At 54.9% G+C, this 25,182-nt stretch carries 22 protein-coding genes and 1 tRNA gene; 10 read left to right on the top strand and 13 right to left on the bottom strand.

Going from position 1 to position 25,182, the window contains the following annotated elements; genetic code table 11:
- Positions 1-50: 50 nt before the first annotated feature.
- From mtgA to AC2FIM_RS17535, 5 genes are all read right to left on the bottom strand, one after another.
- Positions 51-785 carry a monofunctional biosynthetic peptidoglycan transglycosylase gene (gene mtgA, locus AC2FIM_RS17555; protein WP_142640279.1) on the bottom strand — a complete coding sequence of 245 codons (735 nt, stop codon included), beginning with the start codon at positions 783-785 and terminating at the stop codon, positions 51-53.
- A 39-nt stretch (positions 786-824) separates the two neighbouring features.
- Positions 825-1,739, bottom strand: coding sequence for a Hint domain-containing protein (locus tag AC2FIM_RS17550; RefSeq protein WP_142640281.1), 915 nt, complete (start codon positions 1,737-1,739; stop codon positions 825-827).
- Between the two features lie 184 nt (positions 1,740-1,923).
- A complete protein-coding gene (gene gltB / locus AC2FIM_RS17545) occupies positions 1,924-6,456 on the bottom strand; it encodes a glutamate synthase large subunit (RefSeq protein ID WP_271951683.1) in 4,533 nt (1,510 codons plus the stop codon).
- Positions 6,453-6,887, bottom strand: a complete 435-nt coding sequence (locus AC2FIM_RS17540) for a GFA family protein (protein ID WP_271951681.1) — start codon at positions 6,885-6,887, stop codon at positions 6,453-6,455. Before AC2FIM_RS17540 ends, gltB begins: the two co-directional genes overlap by 4 nt.
- Before the next feature lie 23 nt (positions 6,888-6,910).
- Complete coding sequence (locus AC2FIM_RS17535) at positions 6,911-8,344, bottom strand: NAD(P)-dependent oxidoreductase (protein ID WP_271951679.1); 1,434 nt, start codon at positions 8,342-8,344, stop codon at positions 6,911-6,913.
- Between the two features lie 230 nt (positions 8,345-8,574).
- Here AC2FIM_RS17535 and AC2FIM_RS17530 point away from each other — a divergent pair, with 230 nt between their 5' ends.
- Positions 8,575-9,378 (top strand): undecaprenyl-diphosphate phosphatase, encoded by an 804-nt coding sequence (locus AC2FIM_RS17530; RefSeq protein ID WP_142640289.1) that lies wholly within the window; start codon positions 8,575-8,577, stop codon positions 9,376-9,378.
- Here AC2FIM_RS17530 and AC2FIM_RS17525 read toward each other — a convergent pair whose 3' ends face one another.
- Positions 9,379-10,362 carry a complex I NDUFA9 subunit family protein gene (locus AC2FIM_RS17525; RefSeq protein WP_271951676.1) on the bottom strand — a complete coding sequence of 328 codons (984 nt, stop codon included), beginning with the start codon at positions 10,360-10,362 and terminating at the stop codon, positions 9,379-9,381.
- 198 nt (positions 10,363-10,560) lie between these two features.
- Here AC2FIM_RS17525 and AC2FIM_RS17520 point away from each other — a divergent pair.
- The 4 genes from AC2FIM_RS17520 to AC2FIM_RS17505 all read left to right on the top strand — a co-directional run bounded on the left by AC2FIM_RS17520 (position 10,561) and on the right by AC2FIM_RS17505 (position 14,568).
- Positions 10,561-10,647, top strand: a tRNA-Leu gene (locus tag AC2FIM_RS17520).
- 319 nt (positions 10,648-10,966) lie between these two features.
- Positions 10,967-11,947 carry an AAA family ATPase gene (locus AC2FIM_RS17515; RefSeq protein WP_496708294.1) on the top strand — a complete coding sequence of 327 codons (981 nt, stop codon included), beginning with the start codon at positions 10,967-10,969 and terminating at the stop codon, positions 11,945-11,947.
- Between the two features lie 58 nt (positions 11,948-12,005).
- Positions 12,006-14,294: a S8 family peptidase gene (locus AC2FIM_RS17510; RefSeq protein ID WP_496708299.1), complete on the top strand. Its 2,289-nt coding sequence runs from the start codon at positions 12,006-12,008 to the stop codon at positions 14,292-14,294.
- Between the two features lie 4 nt (positions 14,295-14,298).
- Positions 14,299-14,568 (top strand): hypothetical protein, encoded by a 270-nt coding sequence (locus AC2FIM_RS17505; RefSeq protein ID WP_496678849.1) that lies wholly within the window; start codon positions 14,299-14,301, stop codon positions 14,566-14,568.
- A 465-nt stretch (positions 14,569-15,033) separates the two neighbouring features.
- Here AC2FIM_RS17505 and AC2FIM_RS17500 read toward each other — a convergent pair whose 3' ends face one another.
- The gene (locus AC2FIM_RS17500) at positions 15,034-15,252 is read right to left on the bottom strand and encodes a GDCCVxC domain-containing (seleno)protein (protein WP_142635985.1); all 219 of its coding nucleotides are present in this window, start codon (positions 15,250-15,252) and stop codon (positions 15,034-15,036) included.
- Between the two features lie 4 nt (positions 15,253-15,256).
- Positions 15,257-15,580 (bottom strand): hypothetical protein, encoded by a 324-nt coding sequence (locus AC2FIM_RS17495; protein ID WP_271950121.1) that lies wholly within the window; start codon positions 15,578-15,580, stop codon positions 15,257-15,259.
- A 99-nt stretch (positions 15,581-15,679) separates the two neighbouring features.
- Here AC2FIM_RS17495 and AC2FIM_RS17490 point away from each other — a divergent pair, with 99 nt between their 5' ends.
- From AC2FIM_RS17490 to AC2FIM_RS17480, 3 genes are all read left to right on the top strand, one after another.
- Entirely contained in the window at positions 15,680-16,078 is a 399-nt protein-coding gene (locus AC2FIM_RS17490; protein ID WP_271950120.1) for a MerR family transcriptional regulator, read from the top strand.
- Positions 16,079-16,385: 307 nt separating this feature from the next.
- The gene (locus tag AC2FIM_RS17485) at positions 16,386-17,585 is read left to right on the top strand and encodes a sensor histidine kinase (RefSeq protein WP_496708293.1); all 1,200 of its coding nucleotides are present in this window, start codon (positions 16,386-16,388) and stop codon (positions 17,583-17,585) included.
- Positions 17,582-18,229: a response regulator gene (locus AC2FIM_RS17480; protein WP_496708292.1), complete on the top strand. Its 648-nt coding sequence runs from the start codon at positions 17,582-17,584 to the stop codon at positions 18,227-18,229. Before AC2FIM_RS17485 ends, AC2FIM_RS17480 begins: the two co-directional genes overlap by 4 nt.
- A 74-nt stretch (positions 18,230-18,303) precedes the next feature.
- Here the strand turns inward: AC2FIM_RS17480 and AC2FIM_RS17475 are convergent, their stop codons facing one another.
- From AC2FIM_RS17475 to AC2FIM_RS17460, 4 genes are all read right to left on the bottom strand, one after another.
- Complete coding sequence (locus AC2FIM_RS17475) at positions 18,304-19,056, bottom strand: hypothetical protein (protein ID WP_496708291.1); 753 nt, start codon at positions 19,054-19,056, stop codon at positions 18,304-18,306.
- Positions 19,057-19,215: 159 nt separating this feature from the next.
- Entirely contained in the window at positions 19,216-20,049 is an 834-nt protein-coding gene (locus AC2FIM_RS17470; protein WP_425595612.1) for a cation diffusion facilitator family transporter, read from the bottom strand.
- A 212-nt stretch (positions 20,050-20,261) separates the two neighbouring features.
- Positions 20,262-21,170, bottom strand: coding sequence for a c-type cytochrome (locus AC2FIM_RS17465; protein ID WP_496708290.1), 909 nt, complete (start codon positions 21,168-21,170; stop codon positions 20,262-20,264).
- 13 nt (positions 21,171-21,183) lie between these two features.
- A complete protein-coding gene (locus AC2FIM_RS17460; RefSeq protein WP_496708289.1) occupies positions 21,184-21,651 on the bottom strand; it encodes a c-type cytochrome in 468 nt (155 codons plus the stop codon).
- An 86-nt stretch (positions 21,652-21,737) separates the two neighbouring features.
- On the opposite strand from AC2FIM_RS17460, the gene AC2FIM_RS17455 reads away from it, so the two are divergent.
- Together AC2FIM_RS17455 and AC2FIM_RS17450 are read left to right on the top strand one after the other, a co-directional pair.
- A complete protein-coding gene (locus AC2FIM_RS17455; protein ID WP_142636002.1) occupies positions 21,738-22,583 on the top strand; it encodes a LysR family transcriptional regulator in 846 nt (281 codons plus the stop codon).
- A gap of 435 nt (positions 22,584-23,018) precedes the next feature.
- The gene (locus AC2FIM_RS17450) at positions 23,019-23,717 is read left to right on the top strand and encodes a hypothetical protein (RefSeq protein WP_142636004.1); all 699 of its coding nucleotides are present in this window, start codon (positions 23,019-23,021) and stop codon (positions 23,715-23,717) included.
- Between the two features lie 424 nt (positions 23,718-24,141).
- Here AC2FIM_RS17450 and AC2FIM_RS17445 read toward each other — a convergent pair whose 3' ends face one another.
- Positions 24,142-24,774 (bottom strand): tyrosine-type recombinase/integrase, encoded by a 633-nt coding sequence (locus AC2FIM_RS17445; RefSeq protein WP_496708288.1) that lies wholly within the window; start codon positions 24,772-24,774, stop codon positions 24,142-24,144.
- Positions 24,775-25,182: the final 408 nt, after the last annotated feature.

The raw sequence follows: 25,182 nt of genomic DNA, 5'->3' as shown, positions 1-25,182 counted from the left end.
AATCGAACCAGTGAATACACTCAAGCTTTAGCCTTGCAGGGCCTTGGGTTTCAATCCTCGAAACAATCCGCGCGACCATCTGCGCGAATGGTGGCCGCCCCATCGAGGATCGAGGCAGCCCGTCTGCGTGTGCGGACCGACGGATCCCGAACGGACCTGTTTTTGGGAGAAGGCAGGATTGCGGCAATACGTGCGGCCTGGACTGGCGACAGCTGGGCCGCGGTCACATTGAAGTTGCGCTGGGCTGCGGCCTCAACGCCAAACACACCTTCGCCAGTCTCGGCCACGTTCAAATAGACCTCGAGAATGCGCTGCTTGCTCCAGAAAATCTCGACCACGGGGGTGAGAGATGTCTCAAGCGCCTTACGCACCCAACTGCGTCCCTGCCACAGGAACACATTCTTCACCACTTGCTGCGTGATGGTTGAGGCGCCACGTGTACCGCCTTCCTCCAAAGCATCGCGAATGGCATCGACATCAAACCCCCAGTGCAGGCAGAAATTGGCATCCTCTGCCGCCACCACGGATCGCGCCATGACGGGCGAGATCTGTTCAATCGGCACCCAATCGCGCTGAACTTTGCCCAGCCGCCGCCATTCAGACCAGATCGTATGGGTTACCGGGGGATTCACCACAGAAAAAAGCACCACAAGCGCCACAACAAACGCAACCAGACCCAATACTGCGCGGGTCACCCAGCGGCGAATCCGCGATTGTGTCTGGTTCTTTGCCTTCGACGCCTTGCTTTTCTTACTGCTCGATTTGCGCGCTGCTTTCTTTGCCATATTGTTGCTATACGACGCGGCGACGATGTTTGGAACGGATTAAATCGCCAAAGCGCGCGCCTCGCGCGGGCGTATCACGGGGCGGGCGGTTTCTGGCAGGACCGCGTCGCGGGTCTGCAATTCGGGAAACAGGGCCAGAACTTCAGCCTTTGTCTCGGCGTCAGACTGAGAGAGCGCGTGCCCCGGGTAATAACTTTCGCTTTTGGCCCCATTTGCAATGACGATCTCATGGCGCGAAAAGAGAAGATGAATATAGTCGATCTGACCACCCTCAACACGCGTAACAGAATCCCCGTTGACCAGGCAATGCGCTGCGATCAGCACTTCGGAATGGCCGAACAAATACGGCGCCCGCCAGTCCGAGACCAGCATCCGGTGCTGTGGCGACACGATCAAAGGCTGTTCCAGCCCTAGCACGCCAGCCTCAAACCGAATGGGCGCCAGCTTGCCTTCGGCCTCAACCGTGGTCCGCCCCACCCAAAGCAGCGGCTGCGCACCGTTGTCCGATGTGATGACCATATCGCCGGGCTTCAGATCTTCGACTGAGCAAGCGCCGTCAGGCGTTTCGATCAGCGTTCCGGGGGTGAAACAGGGCGGGCCAAGATTGCCAACATCTAGCGGCCCCTGCGTGTTGACAAATGTTGATGAGACAAACGTGCCCGGTTGCAGAACCTGCCCGTCTGTTGGTGTAAAGACACGGGTTCCGTCAGCAAGATAGAAGGTCGTGCCGGTATAGGTGACATTGCCAACGCCTGTCACGTTAATCGTAACAACATCACCCGGCCACGACGAAGTTACATCCTGGCCGTTTACCGTATCCCCGCTGGGCGCGTCGATCTCGCCATCGTCATCCACATCGGTGAGGTTGAATTTATCAACAACTACCGATGTACCGCCCGGTGGCGGATTCGCGGGGTCAAACGAATAAAACTGATCAAGATAGGTGGTTGGCATCTAACAGACTCCTACGCATTCGCACGACTGCACAGCAGCCTAACCGCAACTTCCGAACAAAAAGTGACGAAATCTAGGCTTATTGGGCCCGTTTCGACAAGCAAACGACCACCTAGGACCAATAAAAGAAAACCCCACGTGGTTTAAAAGACACGCGGGGTTGCCATTTTCATTGGCCCTCAGATTACTCTGCAGGAACAGCTGTTGCCTCGACCGCCAACGGATGGCTGAGCTTGTTCAGCATCTCTTTCGGGCAGACCTGGATAAAGTTCGCCTTCTCGACCTCCCAGTGCTGCAGGATATCCGCAGCCTTGCGGCTAATGGTTTCGGCCTGATGGGTTTCGATCAGCGATTTCAGCTGGTCTTCCCAATGGCCAATGGTCACGGGGCATGTCACCAGCGTTTCCATATTCATCAGCGCCTGCGCCTTGCCGTCGGGGTCGTACAGGTAAGCCATGCCGCCTGTCATGCCCGCTCCGAAATTGGCGCCGATACTGCCCAGGATCACGGCGACCCCGCCGGTCATGTATTCGCACCCGTTCGAGCCGCAGCCTTCGATCACCACCTTGGCGCCTGAATTGCGCACAGCGAACCGTTCCCCGGCGCGGCCTGCTGCAAACAGATACCCGTCCGTGGCCCCATACAGAACCGTGTTGCCAATGATGGTGTTGTCATCCGCCTTCAGCGGGCTGACCTGCGGTGGACGCACAACAATCATACCACCAGACAAGCCCTTTCCGACATAGTCATTGGCATCACCCGAAACTTCGAGCTTGAGTCCCGGCGCTGCAAACGCTCCCAGCGACTGACCGGCAGAGCCCTGCAGCTTCACGTGCAGGTGATCCGACTGGAACGTGTTCCGCATCCCGAAATTTTGCACGATATGGCTGGAAACCCGCGTCCCAACGGTTCGGTGCGTGTTTTGCACTGCGTAAGACAGCTGCATTTTCTCGCCGTCTTTCAGGAACCGGGCGGCATCGCGCACGATTTCCGCATCCAGCGTATCGGGCACCGCGTTCCGGTCTCTGTCGCGATTATAGACGATGTTATGGGCACCATCGACGGTGATCAGCAGCGGGTTGAGGTCCAGATCATCCAGATGCGCCGACCCTCGGCTGACCTGCGCCAGCAGATCTGCCCGACCGATGATCTCGTCAATCGAGCGCGCACCCAGGCTGGCCAGCAGCTCGCGCACTTCTTGCGCGTAGAAGGTGATCAGGTTGACGACCTTATCGGCATTACCGGTGAATTTGGCGCGCAGGCTTTCGTCCTGAGTACACACGCCAACTGGGCAAGTGTTGGACTGGCACTGACGCACCATGATACAGCCCATCGCGATAAGGGCGGCAGTGCCTATACCGTATTCCTCGGCCCCCATCATCGCGGCCATGACGATGTCACGACCGGTACGCAAGCCGCCATCGGTTCGCAGGGTCACGCGATCCCGCAGGTTGTTCATCGCCAGAACCTGATGCGCCTCGGTCAGGCCCATCTCCCACGGCAGACCAGCATATTTGATGGATGTCGCAGGCGACGCGCCGGTGCCGCCATTGTGACCCGAAATAAGGATAATGTCCGCTTTTGCCTTGGCTACACCTGCAGCAATCGTGCCAACACCCGAGGACGCCACCAGCTTGACCGTCACCTTACAGCGCGGGTTGATCTGTTTCAGATCATAGATCAACTGCGCCAGATCCTCGATCGAATAGATATCGTGGTGCGGCGGCGGTGAGATCAGTGTTACACCCTTGGTCGAATGGCGCAGGCGCGCAATCAGGTCGGTGACCTTCATGCCAGGCAACTGCCCGCCCTCACCGGGTTTGGCACCCTGGGCAACCTTGATTTCCAGCTCTTCGCACTGGTTCAGGTATTCGGCGGTTACACCGAACCGGCCCGAAGCCACCTGTTTGATCTTGGCCGAGGGGTTGTCACCATTGGGTTCCGGCACGAAATGCGCCGGATCTTCGCCGCCCTCGCCGCTGTCGGATTTCGCCCCGATCCGGTTCATCGCAACGTTCAGCGTCTTGTGCGCCTCGGGCGACAGCGCCCCCAGAGACATGCCCGGCGTCACGAACCGTTTGCGGATCGACGTGATAGATTCCACCTCTTCAATCGGGATCGGCTTGCTCAGCGGTTTGAAATCCATCAGGTCGCGCAGATGGATCGGCGGGTTCGATTGCATCTTGGCCGAATACTGCTTCCACAGCTCGTAAGACGCCTTGTTGCAGGCCATCTGCAGCATGTGCATCGAAGTCGCTTCCCACGCATGGGTCTCGCCTGATTTACGGGCCTTATAGAAACCACCGATCGGCAGAACATCCAGACCGCTTTCCCAGCCCTTGGCATGGATCTCTTCGGCCTTGGATTGAATGCCCGTAACACCGATGCCGGAAATCCGGCTGGTCATACCGGGAAAAAATTCGGCGACCATGGCACGGCTGAGGCCCACGGCCTCAAAGTTCAATCCGCCACGATAGGATGAGATCACCGAAATCCCCATCTTGGCCATGATTTTCAGCAAGCCCTGGTCAATCGCCTCGCGGTACCGCGCGACATTTTCGGTCAGGCTGCCATCCAGCAACCCGCGATCAATACGATCGGCCAGAGAATCTTCGGCCAGATAGGCGTTGACCACAGTGGCCCCGCACCCGATCAGAACGGCGAAGTAATGCGGATCAACGCATTCCGCCGACCGCACGTTCAGCGAGCAGAATGTGCGCAGACCCTTGCGGGTCAGATGCGAATGCACCGCGCTTGTTGCCAGGATCATCGGCATCGCTACGCGACCCTGACCTGAATTCATGTCGGACAACACCAAATGCCCCGCGCCCGAGCGCACGGCCTCTTCGGCTTCGGCTCTAATACGGGCCAAAGCTGCGCCCAGCGCCCCTTGTCCGGCTTCAAAGCTACAGTCGATTTCTGCCAATGGGGCATTGAAGTTTTCTGCCAGTGCTTCCCATTGGGCATTGCCCACAAACGGGCTTTCCAGCACGATAATTTCGGTCTGGCTGCTGTCTTCATCCAGCACGTTTTTCAGGTTTCCGAACCGGGTTTTCAGCGACATCACACGATATTCGCGCAACGAGTCGATGGGAGGGTTGGTCACCTGGCTGAAGTTCTGGCGGAAGAAATGGCTGAGCGGACGGTACTGTTTCGACAGAACAGCCGATGGCGTGTCATCGCCCATTGAAGCCAGTGCCTCTTTTCCATCTTCGGCCATTGGCGCCAGAATCTGCTCCAGTTCCTCGATCGAATATCCGGCGGCGATCTGACGCTTGCGCAGCTCCTCGCCCGCATAGATCGGCGCTTCGGTGATGCAAGCCAGAGACTCGTCCAGATCGTTGATCTTGCCGACCCAATCGCCGAATGGCAGTGCGCGGGCCAGCTTGTTCTTGATCTGCGTATCGCGATACAGCTTGCCCTTTTTCATATCCACGGCCAGCATTTGGCCCGGGCCCAACGCGCCTTTTTCGGTCACGCTGGCCTCATCAATCGGGACCATCCCGGCCTCGGAGCCTGCAATTACAAGACCATCTCCAGTGACCACATAACGCATCGGACGCAATCCATTCCGGTCAAGACCGGCACAGACCCAGCGGCCATCGGTCATGGCCAACGCGGCAGGGCCATCCCAGGGTTCCATCACCGAGTTGCAGTAAGAATACATGTCGCGCCAGGCCTGCGGCAGTTCCACAGCTTGCTTGGACCAGCTTTCGGGCACCAGCATGGTTTTCGCCATCGGGGCCGAGCGGCCTGCGCGTACAAGAACTTCGAATACAGAGTCTAATGCGGCAGAATCCGACGATCCACCAGCGATGATCGGTTTGATATCCTCGGCGTAATCGCCAAAGGTGCCGCTGGCCATGCGGATTTCATGGCTTTTCATCCAGTTGACGTTGCCCCTGAGAGTGTTGATCTCACCGTTATGGGCCAGCATGCGGAAGGGCTGGGCGAGCCACCATTGCGGGAAGGTGTTGGTCGAATAGCGCTGGTGATAGATGGCAAAGGCGGATTCGAATCGTTCATCCATCAGATCGGGGTAGAAAACCGCAACCTGCTCGGCCAGCATCATGCCCTTGTAGATGATTGACCGGCAGGACAGTGACGCCAGATACAGCCCGGAAATCCCGGCCGCTGCGGCAGCCTTTTCAATGCGACGACGGATGACATAAAGCTCACGCTCGAATGTCTCTTCGTCCACGCCTTTGGAATTCGAGATCAGGATCTGCTCAATCTCGGGTCGGGTCGCGTTGGCCTTTTCGCCGAGGCAGGTGACATCAACCGGAACGTGGCGCCAGCCATAGATGTAATAGCCCATGCGCAGCACTTCGGATTCCACGATAGTCCGACACTGTTCCTGCGCGCCGAAATCGGTGCGGGGCAGAAAGACCTGACCAACCGCGATCAGCTGATCCAATTTGGGCTCGTGCCCAGTGCGACGGATCTGGTCATAGAAGAAAGGAACCGGGATTTGCACATGGATACCCGCGCCGTCGCCGGTCTTGCCATCCGCATCTACCGCGCCGCGGTGCCAGATCGCCTTGAGCGCGGCGATGCCAGCATCCACAACCTTGCGAGACGGCTTGCCATCGACTGAGACCACAAGACCCACACCGCAGGACGAATGCTCTTCTTCCTCGGAATAGAGACCGTTTTCGGCCATGAACTGACGTTTGGCTTCTTCGGCCCGCACCCAATCGGCATCATATTTGGTCATTGGCTGTCTCCTTCTTCCGGCAGGCCGTACATGGCTTCGACCTCAGCTTTGGTCATCTGCCGACGCTCGCCTGCGAACGCGTACCCGTCAGGCTTTTTGTCGATATAAAGTTCCAGTTGCAGCGGATTGTCCGTGTCGTCGAACAGGCCTGCTGCCATTTGGGTATGCCCGTGCATTTCACCCGGCAGCGTGATCCGGTACCACAGGGCCGATCCGCAATCGGCGCAAAATGCACGTTCCGCCCAATCCGAGGACGTAAAGGTCTTAACCGGCCCAAGGGCCGCATACCCCTCTTGCGCGGGAAACGTTATCAGCATCGAGCTGGTCCAGCGGCGACACTGGTCGCAATGGCACGCGCCCAACGACTCTTTCGCCGGGGTGGCAGTCACTGTGACCGCGCCGCACATACATTGGCCTTGCAATTCGGGCATCTCTGTCCCTCCTGTCGCGGGGCTTATTCGGCTGCAACCGCAGCCGTGTTGTTGAAACGGTCAAGGATCGCGTCGGCGCAGTCGCGCCCATCGCGGATCGCCCAGACCACCAGCGAGGCACCGCGCACGATGTCACCGATGGCATAGACCCCGTCCATCTCGGTCTCGCCGGTCTCGAACGCTGCTTTTACAGTGCCCCAGCGGGTCACGGGCAGGTCAGGCTGGCCAAACAGGGTGGGCAGGTCTTCGGGCTCGAACCCCAGCGCCTTGATCACCAGATCAGCGTCTTCGACATAATCCGCGCCTTCGATCAACTCGGGGGCCTGACGACCAGTGGCATCGGGCTGACCCAGACGCATCTTCTGGACCATAACGCCGGAAACCTGATCATCGCCGGTAAAGCCCTTTGGCGCGCTTAGCCATTCGAATACGACGCCTTCTTCCTCGGCATTCTGCGTTTCGCGCTGCGATCCGGGCATGTTCGCGCGGTCGCGGCGATACAGGCATTTGACCGAGGTCGCACCCTGACGGATCGAAGTCCGCACGCAATCCATCGCGGTATCACCGCCACCGATCACGACAACTTTTTTGCCTTCGGCATTCAAACGGCCATTGTCGAAATCTTCGACCTCGTCTCCAAAGCTTTTGCGGTTCGAGGCTGTCAGGAAGTCGATGGCCTTTTCAATACCCGTCAAACCGCTCCCAGGCATGGACAGGTCGCGCGACTTGTAAACGCCGGTTGCGATGATAATCGCATCATGTTTGGAACGGATTTCCGCGAATTTGGCGGCGTCCACGTCGCAATTCAGAACAAACTCAACCCCGCCATCAGCCAACAGGTCATTGCGGCGCTGAACAACGTCTTTTTCCAGCTTAAAACCCGGAATTCCATACATCAGCAGTCCGCCTGCCCGGTCATGGCGATCATACACGGAGACCTGAATACCCGCACGGCGCAGCATGTCCGCCGCTGCCAGTCCACCAGGGCCGCCGCCGATGATGCCGACGCTTTCGCGGCGCTCAGCACCCGGTACGACCGGCTTGACCCACCCCTTTTCCCAGGCTGTGTCGGTGATATATTTCTCGATCGAGCCAATGGTAACAGTGCCGTGCCCAGATTGTTCGATCACGCAATTCCCTTCGCACAGGCGGTCCTGTGGGCAGATGCGCCCACAAATCTCGGGGAAGGTGTTGGTGGCCTGACTGGTGTGATAGGCCTCCTCCAGACGGCCCGTTGCGGTCAGGTTCAGCCAGTCGGGGATGTTGTTGTGCAGCGGGCAATGCGACTGACAATAAGGCACACCGCATTGGCTGCAGCGGCTGGCCTGTTCTTCAGCTTTGGCAGCAGCGAATTCGGCATAGATTTCGTCAAAGTCTTCCGTGCGGGCATCTGCGGCCCGTTTTTCCGGCATTACTCGGTCGATCTGCACAAATTTCAGCATCGGTTGCTTGGCCACGGGTCAGACTCCATGAATTGGCTTGGTCGCGCCTCTTTAAAAGATGCGTAGGGGGATTAAAAGTCAAGTGTACTGACCTTTTTTCAAAAACTTTGCGGGATTCCACCGATGACCAGTGAGAAATACAGGATTTTAGTTCCGATTCGGACCTATTTGCATCCTTTTCTTTTCCTTACCGCGCTTATACGCAGGGATCACAAAGAACACGTGACGGCAGCACGGGCAGGTAAATGAGTCTTTTTCAGTTGATTCTTGCAGCAGTCATTCAGGGAATTACCGAATTTCTGCCGATCTCATCTTCGGGTCATCTGATACTTTTACCCAGCCTGACCGGTATGGACGATCAGGGGTTGGCCATCGATGTCGCTGTGCATGTGGGCACTCTGGGCGCCGTAATTCTGTATTTCTGGTCTGATGTGAAAATGGCGATTTCCGGACTGCCGCAGGCTCTTTTGGGGCGCACCGATACACCACAAGCCCGATTGGCCCTGGGGCTGATTCTGGCCACGATCCCAACCGTCATTGTCGGAGCGATCCTGTTCAAAACCGGGCTCAGCCAGTCTCTGCGCTCAATGACGGTCATCGGCTGGACGATGCTGGGGTTCGGCATATTGCTCTACTGGATGGACCAGAAAGGGCCGCAAAGCAAAGAAACCTCTGACTGGGGCCTGCGCGATGCGATGATCATGGGCCTGTGGCAAGTTCTGGCACTGATCCCCGGAACATCCCGGTCCGGGATCACGATCACCGGGGCGCGCCAGCTTGGATACAGCCGCGAAGACGGCGCACGCATCGCGATGTTGATGTCCATACCCACGATTCTGGCATCCGGAGCGCTGCTGTCCACAGAGGTCATCCGCCAGGCAAATGCCCAACTGGCGTTCGACAGTGCTGTTGCTGCCTTCTTTGCGTTTCTGTCCGCGCTGCTTGCCTTGTCGCTGATGATGCGCCTGTTGCGCAGCGTCAGCTTTACGCCATACGTGATCTACCGCGTAGTAGTGGGCGCAATCCTTCTGGTCATCGCCTACAGCTGATCAGGTCCGCATATTGCTGGCCGAGTTCTGTATGTCGTCGTACTGACCCGAGGGGCGGAACTTCCACAGATAATCCGGCAGGACCGATTCCAGCGTCGCCGGCTCGATCCCCAGATCGGCAAAGCCAAGCGCGCTATCTGAGGCAACATTGTCGTGACGCAGATTCTTGAGCTGATCACGCGTCAGGATATTGTTCGGAAACAACTGAAAGCTCGCAAATTTCATTATGTCCAGCATTCCCGCCATGATCCGGGCCACCCAAAAGGGAATCCCAAGGATAATCCGGTGGCGGTTGATCACATCCAGCATCTGCAGCATCAACGCACGGAAGGTTTTCACTTCGGGTCCGCCCAGTTCGTAGACACCCCCGCTGGCCTGCCCCAGCACGCCCTGCACCGCAGCCTTGGCGACATCATCCACATAGACCGGCTGAAATTGCGTCTGGGCCCCGACCAGCGGCAGAAATGGCCCCATCCGGGTCATCGCAGCGAAACGGTTGAAGAACTGATCCTCGGTTCCGAAAATCACCGAAGGGCGCAGGATCATTGCACCCGGCATATGCGCCAGAACACCGGCCTCGCCCTGCGCTTTGGTACGAGAATATTCGCTCCCCGCCTCGGCATCAGCACCAATGGCCGAGATATGGACCATACGGGTTACACCTTCAGCGGCTGCTAGACGCGCAACGCGTTCAGCCCCTTCGGTTTGAACGGTATCGAATTCATTCCGGCCAATCTCGTTCAACACACCAACACAGTTCACCACCGCATCAGCCCCCCGCATCGCCAAAGCAACCGAAGCGTCATCGCGGATGTTACACAGGACAGGTTCGACTTGCCCCACCGCACCGTAGGGTCTAACAAACATCGCTTCGTTCGGACGGCGCACCGCAACCCGAACGCGCCAGCCTTCATTCGCCAGACGTCGCGCAATATACCGGCCGACAAATCCGGATCCGCCATAAATCGTGACCAGTTTGGACATTTGAGGGCTCCTGCTATTGGGTCCTGATCCGATCTACCGCCCAATGCCCTTTCAAACAAGGCGCAATAACGCCGCGCAGCCACGAAAAAGCAACGCGGCACAGACGGTTGAAAGCAGTGGTTAAAAAACTTTCAAAAAACTTTCCGAATCCGGTTGACGCCTTCCGCCAGTAGGCTTAAACGCGCCTCCACGACACCTGCCCAGGTGGCGGAATTGGTAGACGCGCTAGCTTCAGGTGCTAGTGTCCGTATGGACGTGGAGGTTCGAGTCCTCTCCTGGGCACCAAATATCCAAAATATTATTATATTTTACAATCACTTAAGGCGGGTATCTGTATTTCTATCCACCTTATAGCCCACCTTTGAGCGTATGGTGTTATTCCAGCTTTCCGACTTGAAGGGCGGAAAGCAGACCTTCGCTGCGTCTGCACAGGGGGCACAACACGACGGCAGGTGCGGACATTCAGATATGCTTTTCTGAGGTAGAGGACTCGGGATCCTATGAGCAGTCACATCTTTGGGCGAGCCTAGAAATGAGGCAAGTTTCTATGGATTTCTTAGACCTGAACACCTAAGATTCTCGCCAAGAGCAGGGAGAAATTTCAGTGGCACGTGGCGAACTCATGAAAAAGCTTTTGGCCAGCTATGGCCAGGAAGACCAGTTTCGTGCGGTCGCCGAAGAGATCATTGGCGAAGAAGAACGGAAAAAAAACAAGGTTCTGGCACGCAGTCTGCGTAAGACATTAGAGAATCTTGGACAGTTTCCTCAGGCTAAGGGGCTTGCGCCGCTCATTCCATTTCCGGATGAAGCAAGCGAATTCATTCAGCGCATAGAGCCAAATCGAACGGCTCAAGATATCCAGATGTCCACCGACAATATTCGGCTCTTCACAGGATTGCTTCGTGAATTCCGCAAATCGGATCAGATCAAACAGCATGGGCTTCCCGTTCGATCCAAGTTGCTCTTTTGCGGCCCTCCTGGGTGCGGGAAAACGCTTTGTGCTGAGGTTTTTGCCCACGAGCTTGGGCTTCCGCTCTTTGTGGTTCAGTTGGACCGTTTAATGTCGTCCTATTTGGGCGAAACAGCAACGAACATCCGCAAGATTTTCGAGTTCGCAAGGCGCCAGCCTTGTGTTCTGTTTCTTGATGAGTTTGATGCGATCGCGCGATCTCGGGACGATGGTGGGGAACACAGCGAACTGCGCCGTGTTGTCAACAGTCTGTTGCTTTTCATAGATCAGATTCAACCAAGTGGTTTCCTCCTAGCAGCGACCAATCTTGACCAGTCACTTGATCCTGCGGTTTGGAGGCGTTTCGATGAGGTAGTTTGGTTCGATGCGCCCGACGAGCGAATGGTACGAAAGTTCCTGAAGAATGCGTTCAAGAACGTCATTGCCGATTTCGAACCCGAAGAACAGGCCTCAAAGGTGAAGGGATACTCTTACGCCGAACTCGAAAAAATTTGTACACAAGCCATTAAGCTCTCTATTCTTGGACGCGCGAAAACCGTGTCGTTTCGTCATTTCAACACAGCCGTTGAGGATGCAAAAAGGCGTGCAAAACGCACAAAGCGCCTCGCCAGCTAAACAATTGTAAAAACCATTGCCCCAGTATGATCACTTGCCGCTTGTGCGGCTCCCCGAAATGCTTGCTCGCCGAAAGACTGGACGCCCAGGGCCGAAACCGGCCCGCGGCGGCGGACATGGAACTGTCGTGCGGACCGAAGTGGATGACGCTGTCCAAACACAACGTCAACAACGACCACCGGAATTCGTAGACCCTTCTCTCATCCTCAAGGTCGAAATGACTGGAATGTCGATGGAAAATGATTGGGAAGGGGTGGGGCTGCGCCTTCTTTCCAGTGATGACGACAATACGCTTGTACTTTTTTCATCAAATGAAGAACTGACGGATTTTAGACGCAAGCTGGCTGCCTATGAAGGGCCCAAGCCAGCGGGCCAAGTAAACCGTAGCTTTGCTGGGTTCATTGACCGTATCGAAAGTGTTTCCACTCTAGAGCCAAAGGATCGCCTTGGCATAAGGCTGATGGAGCGCGGCTTTACCGACGTAACCGACTTTCATGATAACGAGATCTACCTCGTTGACATCGAACTCTGGGACTTTGCTGGGCGTGACGCGCGCAGCAGAAAGGCCGATGAAATCAGTGCATTTATCGAAGAACGGAACGGTGAGGTCTTTGACATCTATGTCGGTCCTTCTCTAACGATCCTTCGCGCACAAGCACCTGGCCATGCACTTCGGCCCATCTTATCCGTGCCTGAAGTCGCAATCGTCGATCATCCGCCCGAGCCAGACCTCGCCGCGCAGCCTATTGTCGATATGGCCCTCGGCGATCTGCCGCCAGTTTCGCCGGTTTCACCGGATGCGCCAATTGTGGCAATCCTTGATAGTGGCATCAATGCCCACCCGCTTTTGGATGACGTGCTGATTGCAACAGAGGCATTTCCGCCGGAGCTTCAAACGGCCGATGTTTGGGGGCATGGAACAAAGGTTGGAGGCGCTGCAGTATTCGGTGACTTGCGTGAGCAGATCGCCAGCGGTTCGCTTCAGAAGTCCGTTCGCTTAGTGTCAGCCAAGATCATTACCGATCAAGGTCAGTTTTATGAGCGCCGAACTTTACCAAACCAAATGCGGACTGTCTTACAAAGCTTGAACGAGCGATACGGATGTCGAATTTTTGTCTTATCCTTAGGCGACAATAAGTCCTGGTTTGAGCGGGGGCGGGTCGGCCCTTGGGCTATGACGCTAGACGAGCTCGCCCGTGATTTGGACGTTCTTATTTTTGTATCAGCTGGAAATCGCCCGCCACGCGGCGGCAACGCAGTCGAGCAAGCGGTCACACAATATCCGCAGTATCTTCTTGAAGATGCCAATCGCATATATGAGCCATCTGGAGCGGCAAACGTGGTGACAGTCGGAGCAGTCGCGCATGGTAGCGGCTTGAGTCCGATTCACCGTGATGATGCACATGTAAGCGCCATTACTAGGGAACGCTTTGAACCGTCGCCATTTACGCGCGCCGGACCAGGCGGAGGCGGTGTCGCAAAACCTGATTTCGTAGATTTCGGCGGTACTATGGTATTCAGCGCTATCACCCGATCCTTGCAAACCGCGCCAAATCTGCCAGAGGCAGGTATTGCAACGCTTAACCACGATTTCGTTCGTCAGTTGTTCACTTCAAGCAGCGGTACGTCTATTTCAACTCCTCTGTTGGCACGCAAAGCGGCGCTCTTGTTGCAACGATTCCCAAATGCATCAGCCAATCTGATCCGCGCGCTTCTCGCTGGCGCTGCTTCTGTTCCGGACGAAACCTCCAATCGTCTGCAGGCTATGGATAAGCAGGAGACTACCTCGATCATTGGCAACGGGTTCATCGATCCCATGAAGGCGGCATACTCTGATGATCATAGGGTCATATATTTCGCGGAAGACATCCTAGATATTGATCGGTTTGCGATCTATCGCATACCCATTCCTGCTGAATTCCAAACTGGCGGCAAACGGACTATTCGAGTCTCGCTTGCATATGATCCGCCGGTTCGACGAACACGCGCCGAGTACCTTGGTACCAAGATGGACTTTCGCCTCATTCGAGGGTGCCCCCCACAACATATATCAGACTACTTTCGTAGCCATGTTGGTGAGGATACAGAGCACCCAGAGATGTCAGGCAGATACGATTGTGACCTCAAGCCGAACAAGACCCAACGTAAGGGGAACACGCTTCAAACTGGCTCGATTACGTTTTCGAAAGACACGCTGGACTACGGCAACGAGTATCATTTGGTGGTAAGATGCATTGAAGGCTGGGCGACCGATGAGCTGCGCCAAAGGTTTGCAGTTGTCGTTGAGCTGGAACATCAAGCTGGCGTCCAACTATATGCTCGCCTGCGAGCAAGGGCCCGCGTATAGAGCCATGGAGCTTGCATACCCCATAAATCTCAATGGCTTTGAGGATGGTTCCACCAGCGGGGATGTTCTAACACGCTATGGCGAATTCCTAGGAGTCTGGGCGTTCGTAAAAGACGAAGACAACGAAACCGGTATGTTTCATTTCACGGTGCAGGGCGAAAGTGATCCAAAGTTCTCTGAACAAGTTGGTGTTCTGAGCAGTGGCATGCTTACAGGCCTGGCAATGAGCAAGCTATGTGGCTCCATTCGCGATTGGCATGAAAGCCGAGCCTGATCTCGGTTCACGCATTCACTGAAATCGTCACGTTGCGAGCGCAGCCAATGTCTCCTTCGAAAGGCCGCAACGCGGCATGAAGGCTACGCCACTGACGTCGGCTCTGGGGCGCTCGAGAAGGCGGCATAATGGCTTGAAAAGCCAGATGCTGCAGCGCCTCCGATGGCCGCGAAGAGCCCAATCTGTGAATTTGATTTTCTCGCTGCGCGCGCTCGCAGCATAGATTTTGCTGAGCGGGCATCATCTTGAACACGGCAGTGCGGCGTAAAGAGCGGCTATTGGTGCCGGGCGCAGCGAGGTTTTGTCAGGCAATTCGCGAGACGCGGACTTTGCTACCGTTAGCCATGGCGCAGAGTTGTGCGAGTTTGATGGTCGCGAAGCGCAGAAACCAGACTTTGCAAACTTTGGCGGACGAGCCAATGCGGACACTCAACATCTCTCTGGTATGCTGCGGTTGCGACCCGCTTATCCACAACAGCAGTCACCTAGCTGAATTGGCGGGCACGGGACAGTTGCGTAAGAACAAAAAACACAGCAATCGCCTTCCAATGGCTTCAAAACGACATTGCATGATTTGCATTCATAAAACCACTGGCACGAGTCAGTTGGCATTTTCTCGGTTTCAACGTGCCCACACCGAGGGCAGGTCAAAGTGCTATCCAGCACCACAGTTTGTTTTGTCATTGTCTCACATCTGCATGATTAGATAATCGTTGATTTGAGCCTCATTGAACACGATGACCCATGCCAACGCGGTAGTCGCCGTGTTTCCGACAAGCCACCATTTCAGATTTGCCAACGTCCCGTTTCGATGCGCTACGAACCACGAAACCGCGACCAGCACTGTTGAGATGGCGAGAACATAGTAGCTTGCTGCCGCTATTTTTCCGAATATCGCCAACCAACTGCCACCCAAGCCGAGCAACATCATGGCCATTGGAAGAACACAGCATGTCGCGACCCCCAGAGCGGAAACCGATCCCAGGTAGCTGAGGGTCACATATTTTTTCATCTTTCGCTCCCTGGATAGGCGATTTGATTGTGTTGAGGCACCGGCATTCAATGCGTATAACTCCTGTAGTAACTACAGGATCAAGTGGAGGCACTTCACATGATTGCGATAGGCGAGGCTTCCCGGCAATGCGGGGTCGGCATAGAAACTATCCGCTATTACGAACGCGAAGGTATCGTACCAAGACCCGCACGAGCTCTGAACAATCGTCGCCTCTATTCGGCAAGCGATGTTGGAAGACTTCGATTTTTGAAGAAGTGCCGTGACCTGGGGTTTCCTCTATCTGACGCAAAGGCGCTTTTGGAGCTGTCAGAAGGAAGTGCCGAAGACTGCCGATCAGTGAAAGAACTGGCCGAGGCACACATTGCCAGCGTTCAAAGCAAGATTAGTGAGCTCAGACGCCTAGAGTACGCCTTGAGTGAGCTTACGGCCAATTGTGATAGCGGAAACGTTCAATGCCCGATGCTGCAAAGACTGAGAACGATGGACGATATCTGACTCTGGCCACTGGACGGAAGCGCAGGATCTGAGATTTAGCCAGATCAGGTCAGACCAAGGTCTGTGGTGCGATAACAGATTGTAGTTCATAGTCGATTTCACGATGAGAGCGAAAGTAACTGACCTGACGATTGGCAATTGGTCGCTGTCGCGAGTCTTTCTTGCGGCCAGCATTTTCGTGATGGGTACTGCTACCGCAATCGTCGGGGTCTGGGTGTCAAATCGAATCCAGAACGCAGTCGTGCAAAACTCCGCCAATTCCGCTGCGCTATATATGGAAAGCGTAGTATCCCCGCTCAGCCAGGAATTGGCACATGGCAACCATCTTTCTGAGCAGGCGAGCCTGGCGCTGGACGAGATTTTCATGACCCAGCCAATGCGTGACCGCATTGTCTCCTACAAATTCTGGAAGCAAGGCGGTGTGATTGTACATGCCTCTGATACAGACATCATTGGAAACCGTTTCAATCCAACGGATGACTTAAGGCGGGCGTGGAGCGGTGACATCTCCGGCTCTTTCAAAGAGCTTGATCATGCCGAGAGCGCCGCCGAGGCGGCTTTGGGGATACCACTACTTGAAGTTTACAGCCCCATCCGCGAACTTTGGTCCGGCGAAATCATCGCAGTTGCGGAGTTCTACGAAAGAGCTGATCAGCTTGAGTTAGATTTAGCCAAGGCCAGGCGAACAAGTTGGTTGGTCGTCGGTTCCGCATTTCTGGCAAGTACTATTGTTCTGTATTCCATTGTCGCAATTGGCGACAAAACTATTCGACGACAGGGGGCTCTTCTTAAACAGCGCCTGACAGAAAGTGAGAGGATGGCCGAGCAGAATGCCCGGCTGCGGTCGCGTGTAGTAGATGCGTCAGAAAGATATGCCACGCAAACAGATCGGTTCCTCAAAAATCTCGGTGCCGAGCTACATGATGGTCCTGCGCAATACCTGTCGCTCGCCGCCCTTAGACTGGAGGCGGCGTTTTCCAAAGAGTCCGAAAGTTCTAAAGAGGCAGAGGAAATTCAGCAGTCTTTGCAAAAATCTCTGGCTGAAATTCGTGCAATATCGCGAGGGCTTTCTGCGCCAGATATCGACAGCTTGTCACTCGTCGATGTTGTGAAGAGAGCCGTAGAGGATCACGTCGAACACAGCCCGTTGCGACCGGATATTTCACTTTTGGGTAGCCAGGCCCCAGAGTTGTCATTGTCCGACAAGCTGTGCGTTTTTCGGTTCCTTCAGGAGACGCTTTCCAATGCCGCGAGATATGCTCCAGCTTCCAAGTGCACCGTTATCTCTGAGGCGCAGAACGACCGCATAGTTATAAAGGTCAAAGACGACGGGCCTGGTTTTGACAGGTCAGAAGAAACCGCGTTGCGAGACGATGGTGGCCAGGGGCTTATGGGCTTGCGGGATCGGGTCGAGAGTATTGGCGGCAGGTTCGAAGTCGCATCGAGACCGGGTGAGGGCACCACCGTTTCTATGACACTCTTTCCCAGAAAGTTAGGCACATCATGACTACATCTGTCGTAATAGCTGATGATCACCCGATATTCAGGGATGGTTTGCAACGCACGCTGGATGAAGCTGATGGTTTTGAAGTTTTAGCTGCCGGGTCCAGCGCTGATGATGCAGTATCGCTGGTCGTCATGCATCAGCCGGACATAGCCATTCTTGACCTCTCGATGCCCGGTGGCGGGATAAGCGCAACACGTAAAATTGCGGCAATGGCAAATCCGCCTTTCATTGCAATCTTGACGGTCTCAGAGAACAGCAGCGACGTCGCGGACGCGTTGGAGGCGGGCGCGATAGGGTACATCGTGAAGGGAGTAACCGCGAGCGAATTGACCGCTTCCTTAAGCAGCATCGCCGCAGGTGAAGGGTTCGTTTCTCCGGGCTTGGCCTCGCGGGTACTGCTTCAAATCAACGCTGACACCGGCACCTCTAAGAACAGCAGCATTCTCGATGACCTTACGCATCGTGAGGAAGAAATACTTCGACGTGTAGCCAAAGGACTGAGTAATCGTGAAATCGCTGACGAGTTAGACCTTCAGGAAAAGACCGTGAAGCACTACATGACGGCAATACTGTCCAAGCTTCACGCGCGAAACCGAGTAGAGGCCGCGCTCATTGCCCATGATGTTTGGAACAAGGGAGACTAACAGCGGTCTCTAGTACGAAGATGGCGGCCCCCTCTACAAGAAGCCACCAACGGGTTATCTACTGGAGTTGCTGCTCAGTTGGCAACCGACTGCAACCTTCGGCGATCGGAAGCCGTTGCGTTTCTCTCAACAACAGTCCGGTTGTATGGGTCTTTCAGCTCGTAGCGCCCAAACTCGATCTCCTCTTTCCAACCATTGGCATAGTTCACTTCGATATTTTTGCCCTGGCGTTCAATTTTCGTAGGTCGACTTCCAGCAGTGCCGCCTTGCCCAGAAGAGAGCACGTTGTCGATTGAGATACCATTCGCCAAAGACCGAAGCCTTGAGACGTCAGCACCGGTCGCAGGGCGTTCCTCAACAGTTCGGTTCTGAGCATTCTTTCTCTCATACCGCCCGTTTTCGATCTCCTCCTTGGTTCCGTCGGCGTAACGCACTTCAATGCCGTTAGCGTTTGTTTCGACCTTTGTTACACCGGTCGAACCCAAGGGTTTACCACCTGCTTGAGACCGATCCTTCTTTCCGCTGCCCTTATTGGAGCGTTTGGAGTCGTCATCGTCATCATCATCGTCGCGACCACCTTTGCCTGATCCCGAATTGTCGTCACGATCATCATCCCGGTCGTCGTCGCGGTCATCATCTCTGTCGTCATCCCGATCATCATCGCGACCATCCCCGTCGCTTCCCCTGCCGCTCTTGGCAAAGGCATATGATGGTTCAAAATGTAGGCGACCATCGGCATCAAACGCTGGCACATAAGGTGTTGCCGCGATCAACGAAGCCAACGCCGCGGTACTAAGAAGTTGACCCAGCTTTCTTTGAATTTTCATTTTCGCCTCCAATTTTGAGCATCACGCTTCGTGACGTTGGAGGCAGGTTACTTCTTGTTCGGCTTCCCCACATCGGGCTTAGGTCTGACGAATTTCAAGCCGAACGTCTTAGTCAGATCAGTCAAACCAATTGGGTTTTTGCTGAGCCATGTGACCAGTTTAGCGGGAACTAACCCGGTCACCCTTCAGCTCGTCATCAGGTTCGAGGTGAATGACAAAGACAGAACCCGGATACAAACGATCCAATTCTTCCTTGATGTCATTGCATATATCATGCGCCGCGCTGACTGGCATTGTGCCGTCCACAACAAGATGAAACTCCACAAAGATGACGTTTGCGGATCTACGCCCTTTGAGGTCGTGGTACTCCAAGGCTGCGCCGAGATTTGCTTCGATTGCATTAGTAACGGTCTGCAAGTCATGATCCGAAAGGGTCACATCAATCAGTCCATCGACAGACGCCCGAATAACTTTCCAGCCCTCCCACAAGATGTTCAGTGCAACAAGAATTGCCAGGATCGGATCGAGGATCAGCCAGCCGGTGACAAGTGCAAGTATCAGACCTGCGATGACACCAACTGAGGTCATGACATCTGTGAAAATGTGCCGGGAGCTCGCCTCCAATGCAGGCGAACCCTCGCGACTGCCGATTTTGAGCAATAGGTAAGCCCATGCGCCATTCACGCCCGTTGCAATGACACTGACGGCGGTTCCAAAAAGAGGCGCATCCTCAAGATGCGGGTTTGGGAGTGCCAGTACAGCTTCTCCGATGATCAAGAACGCCGCCAGAACAATCAGTACGCCCTCGACGACAGCGGAAAGATACTCAGCTTTTTTGTGACTAAAGGGGTGGTTTTCATCAGGGGGTTTATTGGCAACCCGAACCGCAAAGTATGCCAGCAACGCCGCAACGACATTCACGGTAGATTCCATTGCGTCCGACAACAACGCCACCGAGCCTGTCAGCAACCAAGCCAACAGTTTCAGAGCCACTACCGCAATGGATATTGGAATGGATTAAAGAGCGATTATTTGTGTCATTTGACCACAACGCTCAATCAATCATGAACAGAATCTCGGGGTATTGCTGAGCTCCGACGTTCAAAACGTAAAACAGGTGGTTGGTGAAAAGGGAATAGGCCCTGCGGCTTCCTACCGGCGATCGACGACAGCATCTGGTCCCCCTGCATGGCGCCAAACGACTGTTACTCTGATGGAAGCACCGCCGACGAAACAGGAACCGCCTTGAGATAGGCGGCAATCGCCAAACGGTCCTCATCGGTGAGGCGAGTTGTGTTCTCGATGACCTCTACCATCTCACCACCAGCGCTGTCATAGTCCGGTGTAAAGCCAGATTTGAGGTACTCGGAAATGTCGGCCTCGGACCAATCAAGCTGGTCTGAGGTAAGGCCCGGGACGCGACCCTTCCCGTTTGGATTTGGTGCACCTGTCAGCCAAAGGTCTCGTTTCAGACCACCTAAGCCATTTCGCGGCGTATGGCATTCGGCGCAGTGACCCAACGCCTCCACTAAATACCTGCCATGTCTTTGTTGGTCGGTCAAATCACCTTCGACTACCCAGCCTGGTGTCATGAACAACAGTTTCCATCCCCCCAATCCACGACGAACATTGAAAGGAAAACCGACTTCATGAGAAACGCTTTCGGCTTTGGACGCTGGCAGGGTTCTGAGGAATGCAAGGAGCGAAATAACGTCTTCGGCCGTAATGTTGGCGTAAGATGTATAGGGAAACGCTGGAAAATAGTGCTGCCCTTCGGGTCCGGTCCCATGGATCAAGGCATTGGCCAGATCCAGGGCAGACCAGGACCCAATACCAACTTCTGGGTCACTGGAAATGTTGGGGGCAATGAACGTGCCGAATTCCGTCTCAAACCGGCGACCACCGGAGAGCATGAGCTTGTCCTCACCAACCGCATCCGGCGCTGAATGACAAGATGCGCATCCTGAGGCGTGGAACACGATTTCGCCTCTGGTGAGATCCGGATGCAAACCGTCGAGTTTAGATTGATCCGTTCTTTGTGGTCGGGTCAGCACCAAACCTGCCAACCCAACCAAGAGTGCAACGAAAGCGGTGAAAAGGAAAAACCGCTTCACAGCTATCTACCAATTAATCTTTTGGCGCTCTGTACGCTTTGTGACATGCCGAACAGCTTCCACCCAGATCGCCCATAGCCGCTTTCAGGGCATCAACATCTTGCCCTGCCGCAGCCTGCATCGCAACAGCGGCATCTGCCATAGCCTGCCCTTTCGCACCAACGTCAGGGGAGTTTTCCCAGATTGTCGGCAGTGCACGGGTGGACGGATCGGATACGTTGTCTGATCCTGCGGGCCACATCGCGGATTGATCGATCTGCGTCAGAACCACCAGGTTGTTCGCGGCCCGTGTTGCTGCTTCGGCGTCATATTCCACCTCGCCCTTGGCCATACCGCCCAGAGTTCCAAGATTGAAGGAATAGAGCTGCATGATTGAAGTCCGAGCTTTCACAGCCGGATTTTCGCTTTCATGGGCGATGGCTGCGCCAATGGCCGCTACAGACAAAATGCCTGCCGCCAAAATTGAGAACTTCTTCATCATGATGTCTCTCCCTGTTCAATACTTCGAATGTTAGCTTGAACGAATTTACTTGTAATTGTTTGTTATTCGCCGCCTCCTGTTAATTTATGAACAACGATAATTGGGATGACATTCGATATGTGCTTGCCGTTGATGGATACGGTTCGCTGAACGCGGCGGCGGAAGCTTTGGGGGTAACGCATGCGACAGTCCTGCGCAGAGTGGTTGCCTTTGAACAGAGAAGTGGCTGTGCGATTTTTCGGAAGAGCCCTTCTGGATATTCCACGCTGCCTGAGGCCAGAACAATTCTCTCGGCTATGGAAAACGTTGAAGATGCGGTGCTTTCAGTAGAGAGGGCAATCGTAGGCGCGAACCGCTCTCCTGTTGGTCACGTTCGCATCACGTCCACTGACAGTCTTTGCCAGATGGTATTGCCTCAGATTTTGAATGAAATTTCCAAAGAGTACCCAGGGTTGGAACTGACTTTGTTGAGTAGCAACAGCCACCGTGATCTATCCCGGCTGACTGCGGATATCGCTGTGCGCCCATCGATTAAACTTGAGGACGGCCTGGTTGGAGAACGATCAGGCACATTGTCGTTTGGGGTCTATGATGATGGTTCCCCAAATCGTAAATGGATGAGGCTTGACGGCGCGTTGAGCCGCTCTCTGCCTGCCAAGTGGCTAGCAGAAAACGCGAATACCGAACAAACTACCAACGGAGCAGACAGTTTTTTGGTGCTTCAGCAGATGGCCGTTTCCGGAGCGGGCAAGACATTTTTACCTGAATTCATCGGCGACGCTGACCCCCGCCTTCATAGATCGCCCGGCATGAATCCCCAAATCGAAGTTCCGCTCTGGGTCGCGACATTAGAGGAAATCGCGCAGACACCAAGGTTTGCTGTCGTGCAACGGGCCTTGGTTGAACGCATAGCCAAAGCTCTAGCCAACTGAAATCACCTAAATACAGTTGTAAGCAGTCGCATTATTTGCAGAGCAGCATTACGAGTTCAGTGTTTCAAAGGCCGACATTCCGATGCAAGGCATTCAGCGCAATAGCGGCTTTAGGCTGACTACGGATGTTGCCGCGGTCAAGTCGGAAAGCTGTTTTGTCCAGCATCTGACGCAATTGATCACAGCACGGTGGTGGAGTACGTCTGTCAGACCGGGCGTTCGTAATACTCGCGGCGAAAGTTTCGTGCGAACCCCATTTTGGGTTTGCCGCAATGGTGACGAAAGTCGGCCATAACGTCTGTGCCGACCAATAATCCGTCAAGATATGTTTCGAAGGCTGAACTGTCATGTTCTCTAATCCCTGTGCGCTAATCGTGGACCCAAGCAATGCATACGGCTAGCATCGGAGATCACACAGCAAGAAGGGAGAATCACATGTCGAAGTTCACCAACAGAACAGCTGTCCATGGGGTTGCTGCACTCGTAATCTGCTGTTTCGCGGCAATCGCTCAGGCACAATCGGCAGGCGAGGAGATGTCGTTCTTCATCACTAGTGTAGGCAAAGGAGACGGTGCCAATCTAGGCGGCCTCGACGGCGCCGATGCTCATTGTAATGCACTTGCTTCTGCGGTCGGTTCTTCCAAAACTTTTTCGGCCTATCTGAGCACGTCAATGTCCATTGATCGCAGCACCGACCCGATGACAATAACCAACGGCATTTCGGCACGCGACCGAATCGGGGCGGGTCCATGGTACAATGCCAAGGGAGAACTCATCGCCAACAATGTAGAAGACCTGCACAGCGACAGCGTGAACATTAGTATTCTGACCGCACTCGATGAAAACGGTAACCCTGTAAATGGGCGTGGTAGTCAGCCGAACAAACATGACATTTTGACCGGCTCCGATTCTGCCGGACATTTCTCGACGGCAGGTGGCGATACGACATGCAGCAACTGGACTTCGAATAGTGAAGACGGGTCCGCGATTGTCGGACATCATGACCGTGTAGGTCTCAATGATGCGCGAAACATGGTGTCCTGGAACTCGTCGCACGGCTCGCGTGGTTGTGGAGAAGAACATCTGCCACGTTCTGGCGGGGCGGGTCTGTTTTATTGCTTCTCAACGGACTGATCAGACAGCGCTGGTGCGTGTGCCACCCGCATTGCCGCTAGTATTCACCAGGTCAATTTTTCGGGGCGCATTCTGGAAGCGCTCGTTGTCGCCATCGTAAGCAATGAGCGCTGTTTCATGCGTCCAGATTTTCCAATCTGGATGCACCGAAAGCTCCGTTTGAAATTCGGACTATGACCTCGCCTTGAATGGCCGGTTTGACGAATAAAGTTGCACCGCAGCGATGCGCGTGCAGCAGCTGCGAACCGATGCTGCGTCAGCAATAGCAGCGGTTGCATAAGGCTGCTTTGTCCGCGATGTGTGAGTTCGACAGAGCCGGGAGTTCGCACTTGCAGCGAATGACCGCAAAGCGGGCTGCGACCGCAGAATCTTGCCTGGGTGCTCATTGTCCGGAATGGGCCGTCCTTTCGAACGGCCCTTTAGTCTAGATTTCAATGGCTTCGGCAATGGTCAATGCATCCTCAAGTTCGACACCAAGGTATCGGACCGTGCTGTCCATCTTCGTGTGACCGAGTAGGAGCTGAACAGCTCGGAGGTTGCCTGTCTTCTTGTAGATCTGCGTGACTTTAGTTCTCCGCATTGAATGGGTGCCATACGCGCTCGCCTCAAGACCGATCGATGTGACCCAATCTCGGACGATCCGTGCATATTGGCGGGTCGAAATGTGCAGGCGCTCATGAAAGCGCCCGGGCCAAAGGTACTCGGAACCGACCATCAGCTCGTCCTCCATCCACTTTTCGACAGACGCGCGCGTTCCTTCGGATATCTCGAAGCGCACAGGTTTTTGCGTCTTGCTTTGAAGGACTGAGGCTCGTTCTTTGATTTGGCCTGAAGCCATGACATCGACCACTTTCATCTTCACCAGATCACAGCCGCGGAGCTTGCTGTCGATCGCCATGTTGAACAGGGCGAGATCGCGGCGGTTCTCGGCCAATTCAAGTCGAACCCGTATCGCCCAGACGTGTTTTGGTTTCAGTGGTCGCTTCTGGCCGACGATACGCCCTTTGTTCCAGGCAGGGCGAAGTGCGCGAATGGCTGGTAGGTTTGGTGTTTCCATGACTGATCCTCCGATCCGCCATGCCCTCCCAAAACGACAACCCGACGTTGACCGGAGCATTTTATCACGACACGCTGCGCTGCCTCCGAGGTCCGCTCTGAGCCCATTCTGTAAATTCGGCTTTCCTGCTGCGTGCGCTCGCAGCGTGGAAAATGCTGCATCAGCGTAAGATTAGGTGCTGCCGCGCAGTGGGAAAACCAGCCATTCGTGCAGAGCGCAGCAAGGATCAAAGGTCGAATTCACAGATTGCGGACTTTCCTGACCTTCGCGGCGCATCGTACCAAGGTCAGCTTCCAAGAGATAGAGCTGTTTTTGGACCCTCTGTGTGCAGCCTCCGCTGCCATGATTGCGAATATCAATACGCCAACTCGACGGATGGCGAAACTGAGCTTTCAAGCTACAAAGTCG

Source organism: Ruegeria sp. CDSC052, from assembly GCF_059610685.1.
This window is presented reverse-complemented; position numbering and strand designations above follow the sequence as displayed.